Origin of the sequence: Amycolatopsis sp. CA-230715, assembly GCF_018736145.1 — a bacterium.
Classification (GTDB): Bacteria; Actinomycetota; Actinomycetes; order Mycobacteriales; family Pseudonocardiaceae; genus Amycolatopsis.
In genome coordinates this window covers 147,501-160,643 of the sequence record NZ_CP059997.1, presented here as the reverse complement: position 1 = coordinate 160,643, position 13,143 = coordinate 147,501, and the positions used below count along the sequence as shown (strand labels likewise).

Below are 13,143 nucleotides of genomic sequence, written 5' to 3'. Positions count from 1 at the left end.
CTCGGACCCGCGTCTTCAGCGCGACACGGGCCGTTCGACCGTGCGCGCGAGGATCCCGAGCGTGGCGCGCAGCGCGGCTTCCGGGATGACCGGGAAGATGCCCTTGTCGCGGTAGCGCTCCTCGATCTGGCTCCAGTCGTAATAGGACGTGACGAGCGTGCCGTGCTCGCTCGGTTCCAGCCGGTACCCGTAGAGGTGCCGGATCGGTGGCTGGACGGTGCCCGAGATCGTCCATTCGATCTCCCGGTCCGGTTCGAACCGCGTGATGATCACGGTGACGTCGTACCGGCCCATGGGCAGGTCGCCGAGCGCCTCGCGGTCCATGTGCACGACGAACTCGTCGCCGACCGCCCGCACCGGCGCGCCGTCGGCGGACTGCAGCATCCCGGAGCTGTCGATCGCCACGTGCCCGGCTGGATCGCACAGCAGCGCGAACACGGCCGAGGGTGGTGCCGCGATCCGCCGCCGCACTTCGAACTGTTCCGTCATGTCCCGAAGTCTGGCACGCCGCCGCTGTGATCGGAGTCGCACGGCGGGCCGGGGCGGCCATCCCGCACAATCGGAGCCGGATGACAACTTTTTCCGGGAGGGGCGGCTCGTGACGCAGACCGGGTTCTTCACGTCGGTGGACGACGTGACGGCGAGCCTGGCGGAGGTGGGCTACCTCGCCTCCACCGCGGTCGCCACCACCGTCTACCTCGCCGATCGCCTCGGCAAGCCGCTGCTGGTCGAGGGCCCGGCCGGGGTCGGCAAGACCGAGCTGGCGAACGCGGTCGCTAAGGTCCGCGAGGCCAGGCTCGTCCGGCTCCAGTGCTACGAAGGCATCGACGAGGCCCGCGCGCTGTACGAGTGGAACCACGCCAAGCAGCTCCTGCGGATCACCGCGGGCCGTGACGAGGGGTGGGAGGCGGCGCGGACGGACATCTTCGGCGAGGAGTTCCTGCTCCGGCGCCCGCTGCTCACCGCGATCTCCGGTGACGAGCCGACGGTGCTGCTCGTCGACGAAACCGACAAGGCCGACGTCGAGATCGAAGGCCTGCTGCTCGAAGTGCTCGGCGACTTCCAGGTCACCGTCCCCGAACTGGGCACCATCACCGCGAGCACGCGCCCGTTCGTCGTGCTGACCTCCAACGCGACGCGCGAGCTGTCCGAGGCGCTGCGCCGCCGCTGCCTGTTCCTGCACATCGACTTCCCGGACGCCGAACTGGAACGCCGGATCGTGCTGAGCAGGGTGCCGGAGCTGGACGCCTCTTTGGCCACCGCGCTGATCAAGGTCATCGGCGAGCTGCGGGCGATGGAGCTGCGCAAGGCACCTTCGGTCTCGGAGACCATCGACTGGGCCCGCACGCTGCTCGCGCTCGGCGCCGACACGCTCGACGAAACCGTGGTGCGCGACAGCCTCGGCGTGATCCTCAAGCACCAGGACGACGTGACGAAGGCGGCCGACCGGCTGGAGCTCGACCGCGTCCTCGGCGGCTGAGCATGGGCGACCTCCCGGATCGGCTGGTCGAGTTCGTGCGCGCGCTGCGCGAGCACGGCGTCCAGGCGGGGCCCAGCGAGACCGTCGACGCGGCGGCCGCGCTCGAAGTGCTCGGCCTCGACGACCGCGAGCGGGTGCGGGAAGGGCTCGCCGCCGCGCTCATCCGCCGCGGCGGGCAGCGCGCGGTGTTCGACGCGACCTTCGACCTGTTCTTCCCGCTCGGCGCGGGAGTCCCCGAAAGCGCGCGGGAGCGCGAATTCGATCTCGCGGCACTGCGCGAGGAACTGGCCTCGGCGCTGGCCGCCGGGGACGAAGCCGCCATGGCGCGGCTCGCGGGTGTCGCGGTCGATCTGCTCGGCAACTACGGACAGGCGGCGGGCGGCGGCGGGTTCTCCGCGCACCAGGCACTCGACCGGCTCCAGCCGCAGACGCTCATTTCCGGTGTCATGGCCGCGATGCGGACGGGCGAGCCGGAGTTCACCGACCGGTTCCGGCGCGACGAGGTGCGGCGGCGCGTCGAGGCGTTCCGGAACAACGTCCGCACCGAGGCGCGCCGCCGGACGGCCGAGGTCCGCGGGCGCGACCGCGTCGCGAAGCACGCCATCGCCCCGCCCGCCGACCGCGTCGACTTCCTGCTCGCGAGCCGGGCCCAGCTCGCCGAGCTGCGGCGCACCGTGCAGCCGTTGTCCCGCAAGCTCGCCGCCAGGCTCGCCGCGCGCCGGCGGCGGGCCAACCGCGGCCGCGTCGACCTGCGGCGCACGCTCCGCCGATCGCTCGGCACCGGCGGCGTGCCACTGCGCCCCGCCTACCGCGTGCGGCGGCCCGGCCGCCCGGAACTGGTGCTGCTGTGCGATCTTTCCGGCTCCGTGGCCGGGTTCGCGAACTTCACCATGCTGCTCGTGCAGGCCTTGGCCGAAGAATTCTCGCGCGTGCGAGTGTTCGCCTTCATCGACACCGTCGACGAGGTCACGCGCCTGGTCACCGGGGGAGAGACCGACCCGGCCGCGCTCGGCGAGCGGATCGCCGCCGAGGCCGAACTGTCCACATGGGACGGTCACAGCGACTACCGGCACGCGCTCGGCGGGTTCATCGAACGCTACCTCGACGCGGTCGGCCCGAAGACCTCCGTGCTGATCCTCGGCGACGCCCGCACCAACGGCGGTGACCCGAACCTGCCCGCGGTACAGGCGATCCGCGCGCGGGCCCGCCGCACCTACTGGCTCAACCCCGAACGCGAGGCGCTCTGGTCCACAGGGGACTCCGCGGCGCACGCCTACGCCTCCGTCGTCGAGATGCACGAATGCCGGACCGCGCGCCAGCTCGCCGATCTCGTCGCCAAGATCCTGCCGACCTGAAAGGGGCACCGGGCATGCTCGTCGCCACAACCACCGTGGAGTACGCGCCCACGCTGCTGGGCACTGACGTCGAAGACCCGTGGCTCTCCTGGACGCTCACCGCGCCGGGGCACGGCGCGCGGCAGACGGCGTACCAGGTGGTCGTCGGCAGCGAGCCGGGCGCGGCGGACGTGTGGGATTCCGGCCGCGTCGCATCGGCCCGCACCGTCGGCATCGCCTACGCCGGTCCCGTCGCGCCGCGCACCCGCTACTTCTGGCGGGTCCGGGTGTGGGACGCCGACGGGGCGGTGTCGCCGTGGAGCGGAACCTCGTGGTGGGAAACCGGCCTGCTCGGCGGGGACTTCGGCGCGCGGTGGATCGGCGGGCCGGATTCGGCCTTGCTGCGCAAGGGTTTCTCGGCACCCGATGCCGTGCGGGCCAGGCTGTACGTCTCGGGCCTCGCCTACTACCACGTCGAAATCAACGGCGAGAAGGTCGGCGACCAGGTGCTCGATCCCGGGTTCACCGCGTACGACCGGACCGTGCTGTACGCCGTGCACGACGTCACGGAGCTGCTGCGGGCGGGGGAGAACGCGATCGGGGCGATGCTCGGCCGCGGCTTCTACGCGATGACGGTGCCGAACGCGTGGGACTGGGACCGCGCGCGCTGGCGCGACGAGCCGAAACTGCTGGCGCGCCTGGAGATCGAGCACGCCGACGGCACGCGGACCGTCGTCGGCACCGACGAGACGTGGAGCGTCGCCGAGGGCCCGGTCCGCTCGGATTCCTTGTACGCCGGGGAAACCTTCGACGCCAGGCTCCTCCCTCCGGGATGGAGCGGCCCCGGCTTCGACGACAGCGCGTGGGCCGCGGCCGCACTCCGCGAAGCGCCCGCGGGAGTTCTCCGCGCGCAGCAGCACGAACCGATCGAAGTGGTCGAAGACGTGGAACCGGTTGCGCTGACCGAAAACGGCGACTCCGTGATCGTCGACATGGGACGGACGATGGCGGGCTGGACCCGGCTCACCGTGACCGCGCCCGCGGGCACCGTCGTCACCTTGAAGCACGGCGAGAAGCTCGACGCCGACGGCGGTGTCGAAGTGAAGAACCGGTTCGTCTCGGGCACCAGGAAGCAGACGGACGAGTACGTCTGCGCGGGCACCGGCGAGGAAACCTGGGAGCCGCGGTTCACCTACCACGGGTTCCGGTACGTGCAGATCAGCGGCGCGAAACCGGACCGCGTCATCGGGAGGGTGGTGCGCAGCGCGGTCGCCGAGCACAGCGGGTTCCGCTGTTCGGAGCCGCTGTTCGAGACCTTCGACGCGGCGATGCGGCGCACGCTGGCGAACAACCTGCACGGCATCCCCACCGACACGCCGCTGTACGAGAAGAACGGGTGGACCGGTGACGCCCAGCTCGGCGCCCCGATCATGGCGCACGCCTTCGCGCTCCCGCGGTTCTTCGCCAAGTGGATCGACGACCTCGCCGACAGCCAGGACGAGGCGGGACGGCTGCCGGTGATCGTGCCGAGCGGCGGCTGGGGCTTCGCCGAGCTGGCCCCCGCTCCGGAGTGGACGACCGTTTTTCCTTACCTGCTGCGGCAGTTCCACCGCTGGTACGGCGACGACCGCCCCGCCCGGCGGCACTGGGACGCGCTCGTGCGCTACCTCGACTGGGAGCTGGCGCGCCTGTCGGGCGGCGTCGCGACCACGGAACTCGGCGACTACCTCCCGCCCGGCTACCCGCAGGGCATCCCGCCGGAGGACACCCGGCTCACCGCGTCCGCGTACCTGCACCGGGGGCTCGTGCTGGCCGCCGAACTCGGCGACCTGCTCGGGCACGACGCCGAGCGGTACCGGTCCGCGGCCGCGGACCTGAAAGACGCGCTGAACGCCGAATTCCTCGATCGCGTCGAAGGCCACTACCGGACCGCGGAGGACCCCGAGTACCGGCAGGCGTCGAACGCGATCCCGCTCGCCTTCGGGCTGGTCCCCGCCGACGCGGTGCCGTCCGTCGTCGAGAGCCTCGTCACGGACATCCGGGCGCGAGGCGACCGCCTCAACACCGGCGCGCTCGGCACCAGCGTGCTGCTGCCCGTGCTCACCGCGCACGGCCACGCCGGGCTCGCGCACGCGGTCGCGACCCAGCGGGCGTACCCGAGCTGGGGGTACTGGTTCGACCGCGGCGCCGACACGATGTGGGAGCACTGGGACCCCGGCGTCCGTTCGCTCGACCACTACTTCCAGGGAACCGTGACCGGGTGGCTGTACGAACACGTCGCGGGGCTGCGGCCGGTCGAAGACGGGTACGCGCGTTTCCTCGTCCGGCCGGACGCCCTGACCGGGCTGGAGCGCGCCGAGACCGCGGTGGACACCGTGCGCGGCCGGGTTTCCGTCGCGTGGTCGCGCACGGGCGGGCGGTTCCGGCTGGCGGTCGAAGTCCCGGTCGGGGCGGTCGCCGAAGTGCACGTTCCGGGACGCAACGCCGTCGTGGACGGCCCCGCCGAGCAGGTGCGCGAGGGCGTTTTCGAGGCAGCGCACGGGCGGTACGCGTTTTCCTCCGACGGGCTTGAAACGATTTAGCCTATCCTGGACGGCGGCGAGGCGGCCGCCGTCCGCCTCGCCTTCCCCTCCCGAGCGGAAATACTGCGGTGCGGCGCGGGGTTGCACGGGTCATGAGCAGGATCCGCGTCGAGCGCGGCGCCAAGCGCGTCCGCGCCGTACTGGGCGGCCAGGTCGTCGCCGACACCACCGCGCCGCTGCTGGTGTGGGAGTTCCCGTACTACCCCGCGTACTACGTGCCGCGCGCCGACGTGGCCGACGGGGTGCTGATCGCCACGGACCGGACGAAGCGGTCGCCGAGCAGGGGAGTGGCCCGGCTCTGGACGGTGCGGGCTGGCGAGCGCGAGGTCGCCGACGCGGCGCTCGACTACCCGGACTCGCCGATCGAGGAGCTGCGTGACCACGTCCGGTTCGACTGGTCGTCGATGGACGCGTGGTTCGAGGAGGACGAAGAAATCTTCGTGCATCCGCGAAATCCCTATACGCGCGTGGACATCCTCGCGTCCTCCCGGCACGTGCGCATCGAACTCGACGGCGTCACGGTCGCCGAATCCGACAATCCGATGCTGCTGTTCGAGACCGGCCTGCCGACGCGGTACTACCTGCCGAAGACCGACGTCAGGATGGACCTCGTGGTGCCGAGCGACACGGTGACCCAGTGCCCGTACAAGGGCGACGCCCGGTACTGGACGTTCCGCACCGGCGACACCACGCACACCGACATCGCGTGGCACTACCGTTATCCGGCCCCGGAAAGCCAGAAGATCGCGGGCCGCGTCGCCTTCCTCGACGAGCGCGCGGACGTCTTCGTCGACGGCGTCCGGCAGGAACGGCCGAAGACGCACTTCGGCTGACCCGCCCGTAGGGTGGGCGCATGTCCGATCGCCTGTACTTCCGGCAACTGCTCTCCGGCCGCGACTACGCCGTGGGGGACCCGGTCGCCACCCAGATGGTGAACTTCGCCTACCTGATCGGTGACCGGGAAACCCGCGAGACGCTCCTCGTCGACCCGGCCTACGCAGTCGGCGACCTGCTCGACGTCATCGAAGCCGACGGCATGCGGCTCACCGGCGTGCTCGCCACCCACCACCACCCCGACCACGTCGGCGGCGAGATGATGGGGTTCTCGCTGCCCGGGATCGCCGAACTGCTCGGCAAAGTCGGCGTCCCGGTGCACGTCAACGGCAACGAATCGGAATGGGTCCGCAGGGTGACCGGGGTCTCGGGCACCGATCTCGTCGCGCACGACCACGACGACCTCCTCGAGGTGGGCGCGATCGGCATCCGCCTGCTGCACACGCCCGGCCACACCCCCGGCAGCCAGTGCTTCCTCGTCGACGGCAACCTCGTCGCCGGGGACACGCTGTTCCTCGACGGCTGCGGGCGCACCGACTTCCCCGGCGGCGACCCCGAAGCCATGTACCGCAGCCTGCAGTGGCTCGCCGGGCTCGACGGCGATCCCGTGGTCTACCCGGGGCACCAGTACTCCGCGGCCCCGTCGGCGGCGCTGTCCTCGGTGAAGGAGAACAACTTCGTCTACCGCCCGCGTTCGCTCGAAGAGTGGAAGGCGATGTTCGGCGGTTAGGAAGCCGTGCGAATCAGAACCGGCCGATGACATCGGCGAACCGGTGCAGTGGTTCGTGGTCGTAGGCGACCCCGGGGATGTACACGATCACGTAGTCGATTCCGGCCTCGAGGAGTTGCTCGACCCAGTTCGCGATCGCCGTGGTGGTGCCGATGGTGAACCGGGTGTCGGGTGGGCTGCCCGCGATCGCGTTTTCGCGGAACTGCTCGAGCCCGAGTCGCCCGCGTGCCTTCTTCGTGGCCCGCTCGGCGTCGGTCCGGTCGTCGATGGGGAACGCGCTGATCGACGTGGACTTGGTGATGGTGTCGAAGTCCCTGCCGACGCGGTCGCAGTGCCGGCGCAGGACGGCGAGCTTGTGCCGGACGATGTCGGGATCGCCGCGACCGAGGTTGCAGGCGTCGGCGTACCGGGCGACGAGCCGGAGGGTGACCTGTTCACCCGCGCCGCCGATCCACAGCGGCGGACGGCCGCCGTGCGCGCCCTTCGGCTCGTTGACGGGTCGGTCGGCGCGGTAGTGCCGTCCGGAGAACACGACGTCGTCTTCGGTCCAGAGCCGGTGGACGAGTTCGACCGCCTCGGAGAACGCGGCCATCCGCTCCGGCACCGGGGCCCACCGGTAGCCGTAGGCGCGCCATTCGTGTTCGAACCAGCCCGCGCCGAGGCCGGTGTAGAGGCGCCCTTGCCCGGCGACGTGCGCGGTGGAGGCCATTTTCGCCAGCAGCGCGGGGTTGCGGTAGCCGTTGCAGGTCACCATCTGTCCGATGTGGACGTTCTCGGTGTCGCGCAGCAGCGCGGCCGTGGTGATCCAGGATTCGAAGGTGGACTCGCGGGTGACGCGGGGGACGGTGTGCAGGTGGTCGAAGAGCCACACCGAGTCCCAGTGCGCGCTGTCGGCCGCGCGGGCGACAGCGCTCATCGCTTCGAACTGGCCGACCGGATCGTCGATCTCGGTGAGGTCGAGGCGCCATCCCTGTGGCGCGAACACGCCGAACCGAACTCCGGTGGTGTGCGGGGGTGTGGTCGTCGCTGTCATCGGGGCAGTATCGAAGGGCAGCGACGCGGGGAGAATGCGAACGTGTCGGCGCAGCCGTCGATCTTCCTGGAAATCGACGGTGGATCAGCGTTTCCGCTTACGCCCCTGGTTTTCCTCGGTCTCCTGCGGTAGCGGCAGCGGGCGGGCCGGGACCGGGGAGGACACCACGATGGAGGTGGTGGTCTGGCCGAACAGCAGGAAGCGGTCGAGGGTCTCCTCGAGGTCGCCGATCGACGGCGCGTGGACCTTGAGGAAGAAGCAGTCCTCACCGGTGACGCGGTGGCATTCGGTGACCTGCGGGGTGTCCCGCGCGGCGTCGACGATCTTGGGGAGCTGGCCGGGACCGGGGCGGATCCGGACGAGCGCGGTCACCGGCATGCCCAGGGCCGCCGGGTCGAGTTCCATCCGGAACCCGGCGATCACGCCGAGGCGTTCCAGCCGTTGCACGCGTTCGGTGACGGCAGGGGCGGACATCCCGACCCGCCTGGCCAGCTCCGACATCGACACGCGCGGATCGTCGTGCAGTTCGTCGAGCAGGCGGAGGTTGACCGCGTCGAAAAGCCGGTCCTGGCCGCTGTAGGAACCGTTCAGCCTCGGCTTCCCCGCCATCGCGTGCCTCCCGCTAGAGCCAGTCCTCGCCTACGCGCACCGCGAGTTCTTCGAGCACCTCGGCCGTGGCCGACATGCACCGCGCCACGTCCGGTTCGACGTCGGTCAGCGCGTAGGCGGCGGAGAAACCGTTCTCCCGCAACATTTGCCGCGACAGCGCGGAGCGGCCCGCGACCGCCACCACCGGGATTCCCCGTGCCGCGGCGGCCGCCGCGATCCCGGCTGGCCCCTTGCCGTGCAGCGTCTGCTCGTCGAGCGAGCCCTCGCCGGTGATCACCAGATCGGCACCGGGCAGCAGCTCGGCGAACCGGGTCAGCTCCATCACCACGTCGATCCCCGGCCGGAACCGCGCGCCGAGCAGCGCCAGCGCGGCGAACCCGGTACCGCCGGCGGCACCCGCGCCCGGCGCGTCCGCGAACCGTTCGCCCAGCGCGGATTCCACGACGCCGGACCACCGGCGCATCGCGTCGTCCAAGAGGCCCACCTGGTTGTCGTCGGCCCCCTTCTGCGGCCCGTAGACCGCCGCCGCGCCGTGCGGGCCGAGCAGCGGGTTGTCGACGTCGCTCGCGATCACGAACTCCGCCTCGCGCACCCGCGGATCGAAACCGCCGAGGTCGAGCCGTGCCAGCGAAAGCAGCGCCGCACCACCCGGTGCCAGTTCCGCGCCGTCCGCGTCCAGCAGCCCGGCGCCGAGCGCGCGCACGAGACCGGCGCCCCCGTCGGTGCCCGCGCTCCCGCCGACGCCCAGCACGATCCGGCGGCACCCTTCGTCGAGCGCGGCCTTGATCAGCTCGCCGACGCCGATCGTGTTCGCCGTCAACGGTTCCAGCTCACCGCCGGGGAGCAGGCTCAAGCCCGACACCGACGCGAGTTCGACGACCGCCGTGCGCTCGTCGCGGGCGAACCCGGTCTCCACCGGTTTGCCCGTCGGCCCGGTCGCGGTGACCGGCACGAAGCGGTACCCGGCCGCGACCGCCGCCGCGACGGTGCCGTCGCCGCCGTCGGCGATCGGGCACTCCGCGATCTCGAGCCCGTCGTCCCGGGTGCGCCGCAGCCCGGCCGCCACCGCGGCGGCGACCCCGTCCGCGGGCAGCGTCCCCTTGAACTTGTCCGGCGCGATGACCACCCGAACGTGCGAAGGCATCGTGATCCTCTCCGCGCCGTCGCGGCGCCGGTCGGTGTCTTCCCCGGGCACAGTACTGGCGCGATCGGGATTGTCGTACCCCGCTGATAGAACGGGCTTCGGTTCGAAGTGACGACCTCAAGGGGGACTGGGACATGCGGATCGAAGGCGCCGTCACGATGGTGACCGGGGCGAACCGGGGGCTGGGCAAGGCATTCGCCGACGAGCTGGCCGCGCGCGGCGCCGCCACGGTGTACGCCGCCGCGCGCGACCCGGCCTCGGTCACCGGCCACACCCCGGTGGAACTCGACATCACCGACGAGGCCTCGGTCGAGGCGGCGGCGCGGCGCTGCGGCGACGTCGCACTGCTGATCAACAACGCCGGGATCGCCGGTGCCGCGCCGCTGATCGGCGAGCCGTCGACGGCTCGGGCGCGCGAGCTGATGGAGACCAACTACTTCGGCACGCTCGCGATGTGCCGCGCGTTCGCCCCGGTGCTCGCGCGCAACGGCGGCGGCGCGCTGGTGAACATGCTGTCCGTGGTGTCGTTCTTCTCGGTGCCCGCGATGGGGGCCTTCTGCACCACCAAGGCGGCGCTGTGGTCGCTCACCAACGGCGTGCGCGTGGAGCTGCGCGCGCAGGGCACCCAGGTGGTCGGCGTGCACGCGTCGTTCATCGACACGAGGCTCGCCACCGGGTTCGCCGGCCGGAAGCACGCGCCGTCCGATATCGCCGCGCAGGTGCTCGACGCCGTCGAAGCGGGCGAGGAGGAGGTGCTGGCGGACGAGCGGACGCGGCAGATGAAGGCCGCGCTGCCCCGCGAGCACGAGCTCATCTACCCCGAGGTGCAGCGCCAGTGGGAGGCGGGGGCATGAGAGGTGACACCGGTACGGCCGTGCTACACAAAGGCGACTCGTGGTAGCGCGGAGGTGCAGGTGGACGGGGTGCCGTCGAACGGCAAGCGCGGGCGGCGGGCGGTGCGGCCGGACCCGGCCGACGGCCCGGTCGCCGAGTTCGCGCACCGGCTGTGGGAGCTGAAGGACGCCGCTGGCGACCCCTCGTACGACAGGATGCGCGACGAACTGGGCGCGGCCGCGTCCCGATCAGCGCTCTCCGCCGCGGCACGCGGGCGCGAGCTCCCGTCCTGGGAGACCACCTGGGAGTTCGTCCGCTGCCTCGCGGTGAGCAGGCTGGGCGACAACGAAGCCGTGGTCCGTGCCGACTGGCGGGCGAGGTGGTCGGCGGCGCGGGAAGCGGCCGCGCGGGCACCCGAGCCCGGCTCGGCGTCCGCTTCGGTGTCGGTGCCCGAGCCCGAATCCGTGCCGGAGGTCGAACCCGCGTCGGCCGCCGCCCCCGCGGCACTCGACCGGCGGCGGCTGGTGACGGTCGCGGTCGTGGTGGTGGTCGTGCTCATCGTCGCGGCCGGGGTGGCCTTCTTCGCCTTCGACGGCAAGGAACAGCCCGCGGCACCGCCCCCGGCGGAGGTGTACCCGGTTCCCGGGGACGCCTCGGAGTTCGTGCGGGACGTGAGCGTCCCGGACGGCACCGGTGTCCGGCGGGGACAGCAGTTCGTGAAGGTGTGGGAGCTGCGGAACACCGGTTCGGTGCGCTGGGTGGACCGGTACCTCCAGCGCGTCGGCGGCAGCGAAACCACCGCCGACTGCCGCACCCCCGCGCGGGTGCCGGTGCCCACGACGGAGCCGGGGCGCACCGTGCAGGTCGCCGTCCCGGTCGACCCGCAGGGCGCTGGCACCTGCAAGGTGTACTGGAAGATGGTCGACGCCGCGGGAAAGCAGACGCTGCCCACCGCGCGGGGGGTCTACTTCCTGGTGACCGTCGCGGCCTGAGTGCGTCGTGTTGTGCGCCGCTGGGGCCGGTTGTACCGTGTCGCCAGCGCCCGCGGTGGGCGTGCTGCTGGTTTCGAGGACGGGGCGGTTCGTGGTCACCGGAAAAGTCGTTCGGTTCGACGAGGTTCGCGGGTACGGGTTCGTGGCGCCGGAGGGCGGCGGCGAAGACGTCTTCATGCACGTGAACGATCTCGAGGTGGACAAGCGCCTGATCGCGCCGGGCGCGATCGTCGAGTTCGCCGTCGAGGACGGTGATCGCGGGCTCAAGGCCTCCGGGGTGACGCTGGTCGAAGGCGCACCCGCCCGCGCGGCCGGTACCGTCGCGCCCCGCACGGAACACCGCTCGGAGTTCGACGACGGCCTGTGCGACGTGCTGTCGGTTCCCGAGTTCACCGCGGAGCTGACCGAAGCGCTCCTCACCGCCGCGCCGACGCTCACCGGCGCCCAGATCGTCCAGGTGCGGCAGCGCCTGGTGTCGTTCGCGCGCGGGCACGGCTGGATCGACTCCGCCAACTGACTCCCGAACCGTGCCGGGTGTCCCGAGCGGACACCCGGCACGGTCGTGCTCAGCCCGACACGTGCACGTAGTCGATGACGAGCTGCTGCGGGAACTGCGTGCTGCCGTTCGGGTCGCCGGGCCAGTAGCCGCCGACGGCGAGGTTGAGGATCAAGAAGAACGGGTGGTCGAACACCCACTTGTTGCCGTTGAGGTCGTTGGGCGTGCGGGTCTGGTAGGTGTTGCCGTCCACCGACCACGTGATCTTGTTCGGTGACCAGTCGACGGCGTAGGTGTGGAAGTCGTCGGAGAAGTTCGGGCCGTTGTAGCCCGCGCCGATGCCGCCGGAACCGGAGTAGCCGGGCCCGTGGATCGTGCCGTGCACGGTGTTCGGCTCGAACCCGACGTTCTCCATGATGTCGATCTCGCCGTCGGCGGGCCAGTTCCCGCCGCCGAGCATCCAGAACGCGGGCCACATGCCCTGCCCGCGGGGAAGCTTCATCCGTGCCTCGTAGTGGCCGTAGTTCGAGCTGAACTTGCCCGAGGTGTTGAGCCGCGCGGAGGTGTACTCGCAGCGGCCGTACCAGCAGTTGTAGTTGCCGGGGTTCTCTTTCTTCGCGGTGATCACCAGGTGGCCCTGGCCGTCGAGCGCGGCGTTGTTCGTGCCCGAGGTGTAGTACTGGCGCTCGTGGTTGTTGACGTTGTCACCGGTTTCGAGCTGCCACTTCGAGCCGTCGACACCGCTGCCCGCCGGGCCGTCGAAGTCGTCGGTGAAGGTGGCCATCGGGGCCGGCGGCGCGCCGGGGGCCTGGATCATGGCGGTCGCCGAGGGGGCGCTGGTGAACGCGAGGCCCGCCGCGGCGGCCGCGACCAGTGCGGCGGCGCTGCGAACTCCTCGGGTGCGTGCGGTCGACATCGTTGTCACCTCTCGCGTGTGGTCGACCGGTACATCGGGTGCCGGTCGGTGGGGGACCCTCTGTCTTTTCGTTTGTTGCGACCAACAACAAACGAAGTATGCGATTCACCCACCGTGTCGGCTACCTCCATCTGGGGTAACCGTGGTGGTCCGCATGGT

12 protein-coding genes and 1 pseudogene are annotated in these 13,143 nt (G+C 71.4%); 8 read left to right on the top strand and 5 right to left on the bottom strand.

Annotated elements, in window-relative coordinates; translation table 11 throughout:
* Positions 1-15: 15 nt before the first annotated feature.
* A complete protein-coding gene (locus HUW46_RS00740; protein WP_215545407.1) occupies positions 16-489 on the bottom strand; it encodes an SRPBCC family protein in 474 nt (157 codons plus the stop codon).
* Between the two features lie 109 nt (positions 490-598).
* Between HUW46_RS00740 and HUW46_RS00735 the strand changes: the two genes are divergently transcribed.
* The 5 genes from HUW46_RS00735 to HUW46_RS00715 all read left to right on the top strand — a co-directional run bounded on the left by HUW46_RS00735 (position 599) and on the right by HUW46_RS00715 (position 6,960).
* On the top strand, positions 599-1,480 hold the full coding sequence (locus tag HUW46_RS00735; RefSeq protein ID WP_254125667.1) for an AAA family ATPase: 882 nt from the start codon (positions 599-601) through the stop codon (positions 1,478-1,480).
* Positions 1,481-1,482: 2 nt separating this feature from the next.
* Positions 1,483-2,835, top strand: coding sequence for a vWA domain-containing protein (locus HUW46_RS00730; protein ID WP_215545405.1), 1,353 nt, complete (start codon positions 1,483-1,485; stop codon positions 2,833-2,835).
* A 14-nt stretch (positions 2,836-2,849) separates the two neighbouring features.
* Positions 2,850-5,396, top strand: a complete 2,547-nt coding sequence (locus tag HUW46_RS00725) for a family 78 glycoside hydrolase catalytic domain (protein ID WP_254125665.1) — start codon at positions 2,850-2,852, stop codon at positions 5,394-5,396.
* A 92-nt stretch (positions 5,397-5,488) separates the two neighbouring features.
* Positions 5,489-6,229, top strand: a complete 741-nt coding sequence (locus tag HUW46_RS00720) for a DUF427 domain-containing protein (RefSeq protein WP_215545403.1) — start codon at positions 5,489-5,491, stop codon at positions 6,227-6,229.
* A gap of 20 nt (positions 6,230-6,249) precedes the next feature.
* The gene (locus HUW46_RS00715) at positions 6,250-6,960 is read left to right on the top strand and encodes an MBL fold metallo-hydrolase (RefSeq protein ID WP_215545402.1); all 711 of its coding nucleotides are present in this window, start codon (positions 6,250-6,252) and stop codon (positions 6,958-6,960) included.
* A 13-nt stretch (positions 6,961-6,973) separates the two neighbouring features.
* On the opposite strand, the gene HUW46_RS00710 is transcribed toward HUW46_RS00715, so the two are convergent.
* The 3 genes from HUW46_RS00710 to HUW46_RS00700 all read right to left on the bottom strand — a co-directional run bounded on the left by HUW46_RS00710 (position 6,974) and on the right by HUW46_RS00700 (position 9,746).
* The gene (locus HUW46_RS00710; RefSeq protein ID WP_215545401.1) at positions 6,974-7,993 is read right to left on the bottom strand and encodes an LLM class F420-dependent oxidoreductase; all 1,020 of its coding nucleotides are present in this window, start codon (positions 7,991-7,993) and stop codon (positions 6,974-6,976) included.
* 84 nt (positions 7,994-8,077) lie between these two features.
* Entirely contained in the window at positions 8,078-8,602 is a 525-nt protein-coding gene (locus HUW46_RS00705) for an Lrp/AsnC family transcriptional regulator (RefSeq protein WP_215545400.1), read from the bottom strand.
* Positions 8,603-8,615: 13 nt separating this feature from the next.
* Entirely contained in the window at positions 8,616-9,746 is a 1,131-nt protein-coding gene (locus tag HUW46_RS00700) for a glycerate kinase (protein WP_215545399.1), read from the bottom strand.
* 134 nt (positions 9,747-9,880) lie between these two features.
* Here HUW46_RS00700 and HUW46_RS00695 point away from each other — a divergent pair, with 134 nt between their 5' ends.
* From HUW46_RS00695 to HUW46_RS00685, 3 genes are read left to right on the top strand one after another with little or no spacing between them, the layout of a single operon-like run.
* Positions 9,881-10,600 carry an SDR family oxidoreductase gene (locus HUW46_RS00695; RefSeq protein ID WP_215545398.1) on the top strand — a complete coding sequence of 240 codons (720 nt, stop codon included), beginning with the start codon at positions 9,881-9,883 and terminating at the stop codon, positions 10,598-10,600.
* Between the two features lie 60 nt (positions 10,601-10,660).
* Positions 10,661-11,572 carry an NBR1-Ig-like domain-containing protein gene (locus tag HUW46_RS00690; protein WP_254125663.1) on the top strand — a complete coding sequence of 304 codons (912 nt, stop codon included), beginning with the start codon at positions 10,661-10,663 and terminating at the stop codon, positions 11,570-11,572.
* Between the two features lie 37 nt (positions 11,573-11,609).
* Positions 11,610-12,089, top strand: a complete 480-nt coding sequence (locus tag HUW46_RS00685; protein ID WP_331477212.1) for a cold-shock protein — start codon at positions 11,610-11,612, stop codon at positions 12,087-12,089.
* Between the two features lie 55 nt (positions 12,090-12,144).
* Here HUW46_RS00685 and HUW46_RS00680 read toward each other — a convergent pair.
* Positions 12,145-12,984, bottom strand: a pseudogene (locus HUW46_RS00680) (glycoside hydrolase family 16 protein); the annotation flags it as partial.
* Positions 12,985-13,143 lie beyond the last annotated feature (159 nt).

Excerpts from the sequence above, each read along its gene's own strand:
- HUW46_RS00740 (WP_215545407.1), bottom strand. The coding sequence starts at position 489 with ATGACGGAACAGTTCGAAGTGCGGCGGCGGATCGCGGCACCACCCTCG.
- HUW46_RS00730 (WP_215545405.1), top strand. The coding sequence starts at position 1,483 with ATGGGCGACCTCCCGGATCGGCTGGTCGAGTTCGTGCGCGCGCTGCGC.
- HUW46_RS00725 (WP_254125665.1), top strand. The coding sequence starts at position 2,850 with ATGCTCGTCGCCACAACCACCGTGGAGTACGCGCCCACGCTGCTGGGC.
- HUW46_RS00720 (WP_215545403.1), top strand. The coding sequence starts at position 5,489 with ATGAGCAGGATCCGCGTCGAGCGCGGCGCCAAGCGCGTCCGCGCCGTA.
- HUW46_RS00715 (WP_215545402.1), top strand. The coding sequence starts at position 6,250 with ATGTCCGATCGCCTGTACTTCCGGCAACTGCTCTCCGGCCGCGACTAC.
- HUW46_RS00710 (WP_215545401.1), bottom strand. The coding sequence starts at position 7,993 with ATGACAGCGACGACCACACCCCCGCACACCACCGGAGTTCGGTTCGGC.
- HUW46_RS00705 (WP_215545400.1), bottom strand. The coding sequence starts at position 8,602 with ATGGCGGGGAAGCCGAGGCTGAACGGTTCCTACAGCGGCCAGGACCGG.
- HUW46_RS00700 (WP_215545399.1), bottom strand. The coding sequence starts at position 9,746 with ATGCCTTCGCACGTTCGGGTGGTCATCGCGCCGGACAAGTTCAAGGGG.
- HUW46_RS00695 (WP_215545398.1), top strand. The coding sequence starts at position 9,881 with ATGCGGATCGAAGGCGCCGTCACGATGGTGACCGGGGCGAACCGGGGG.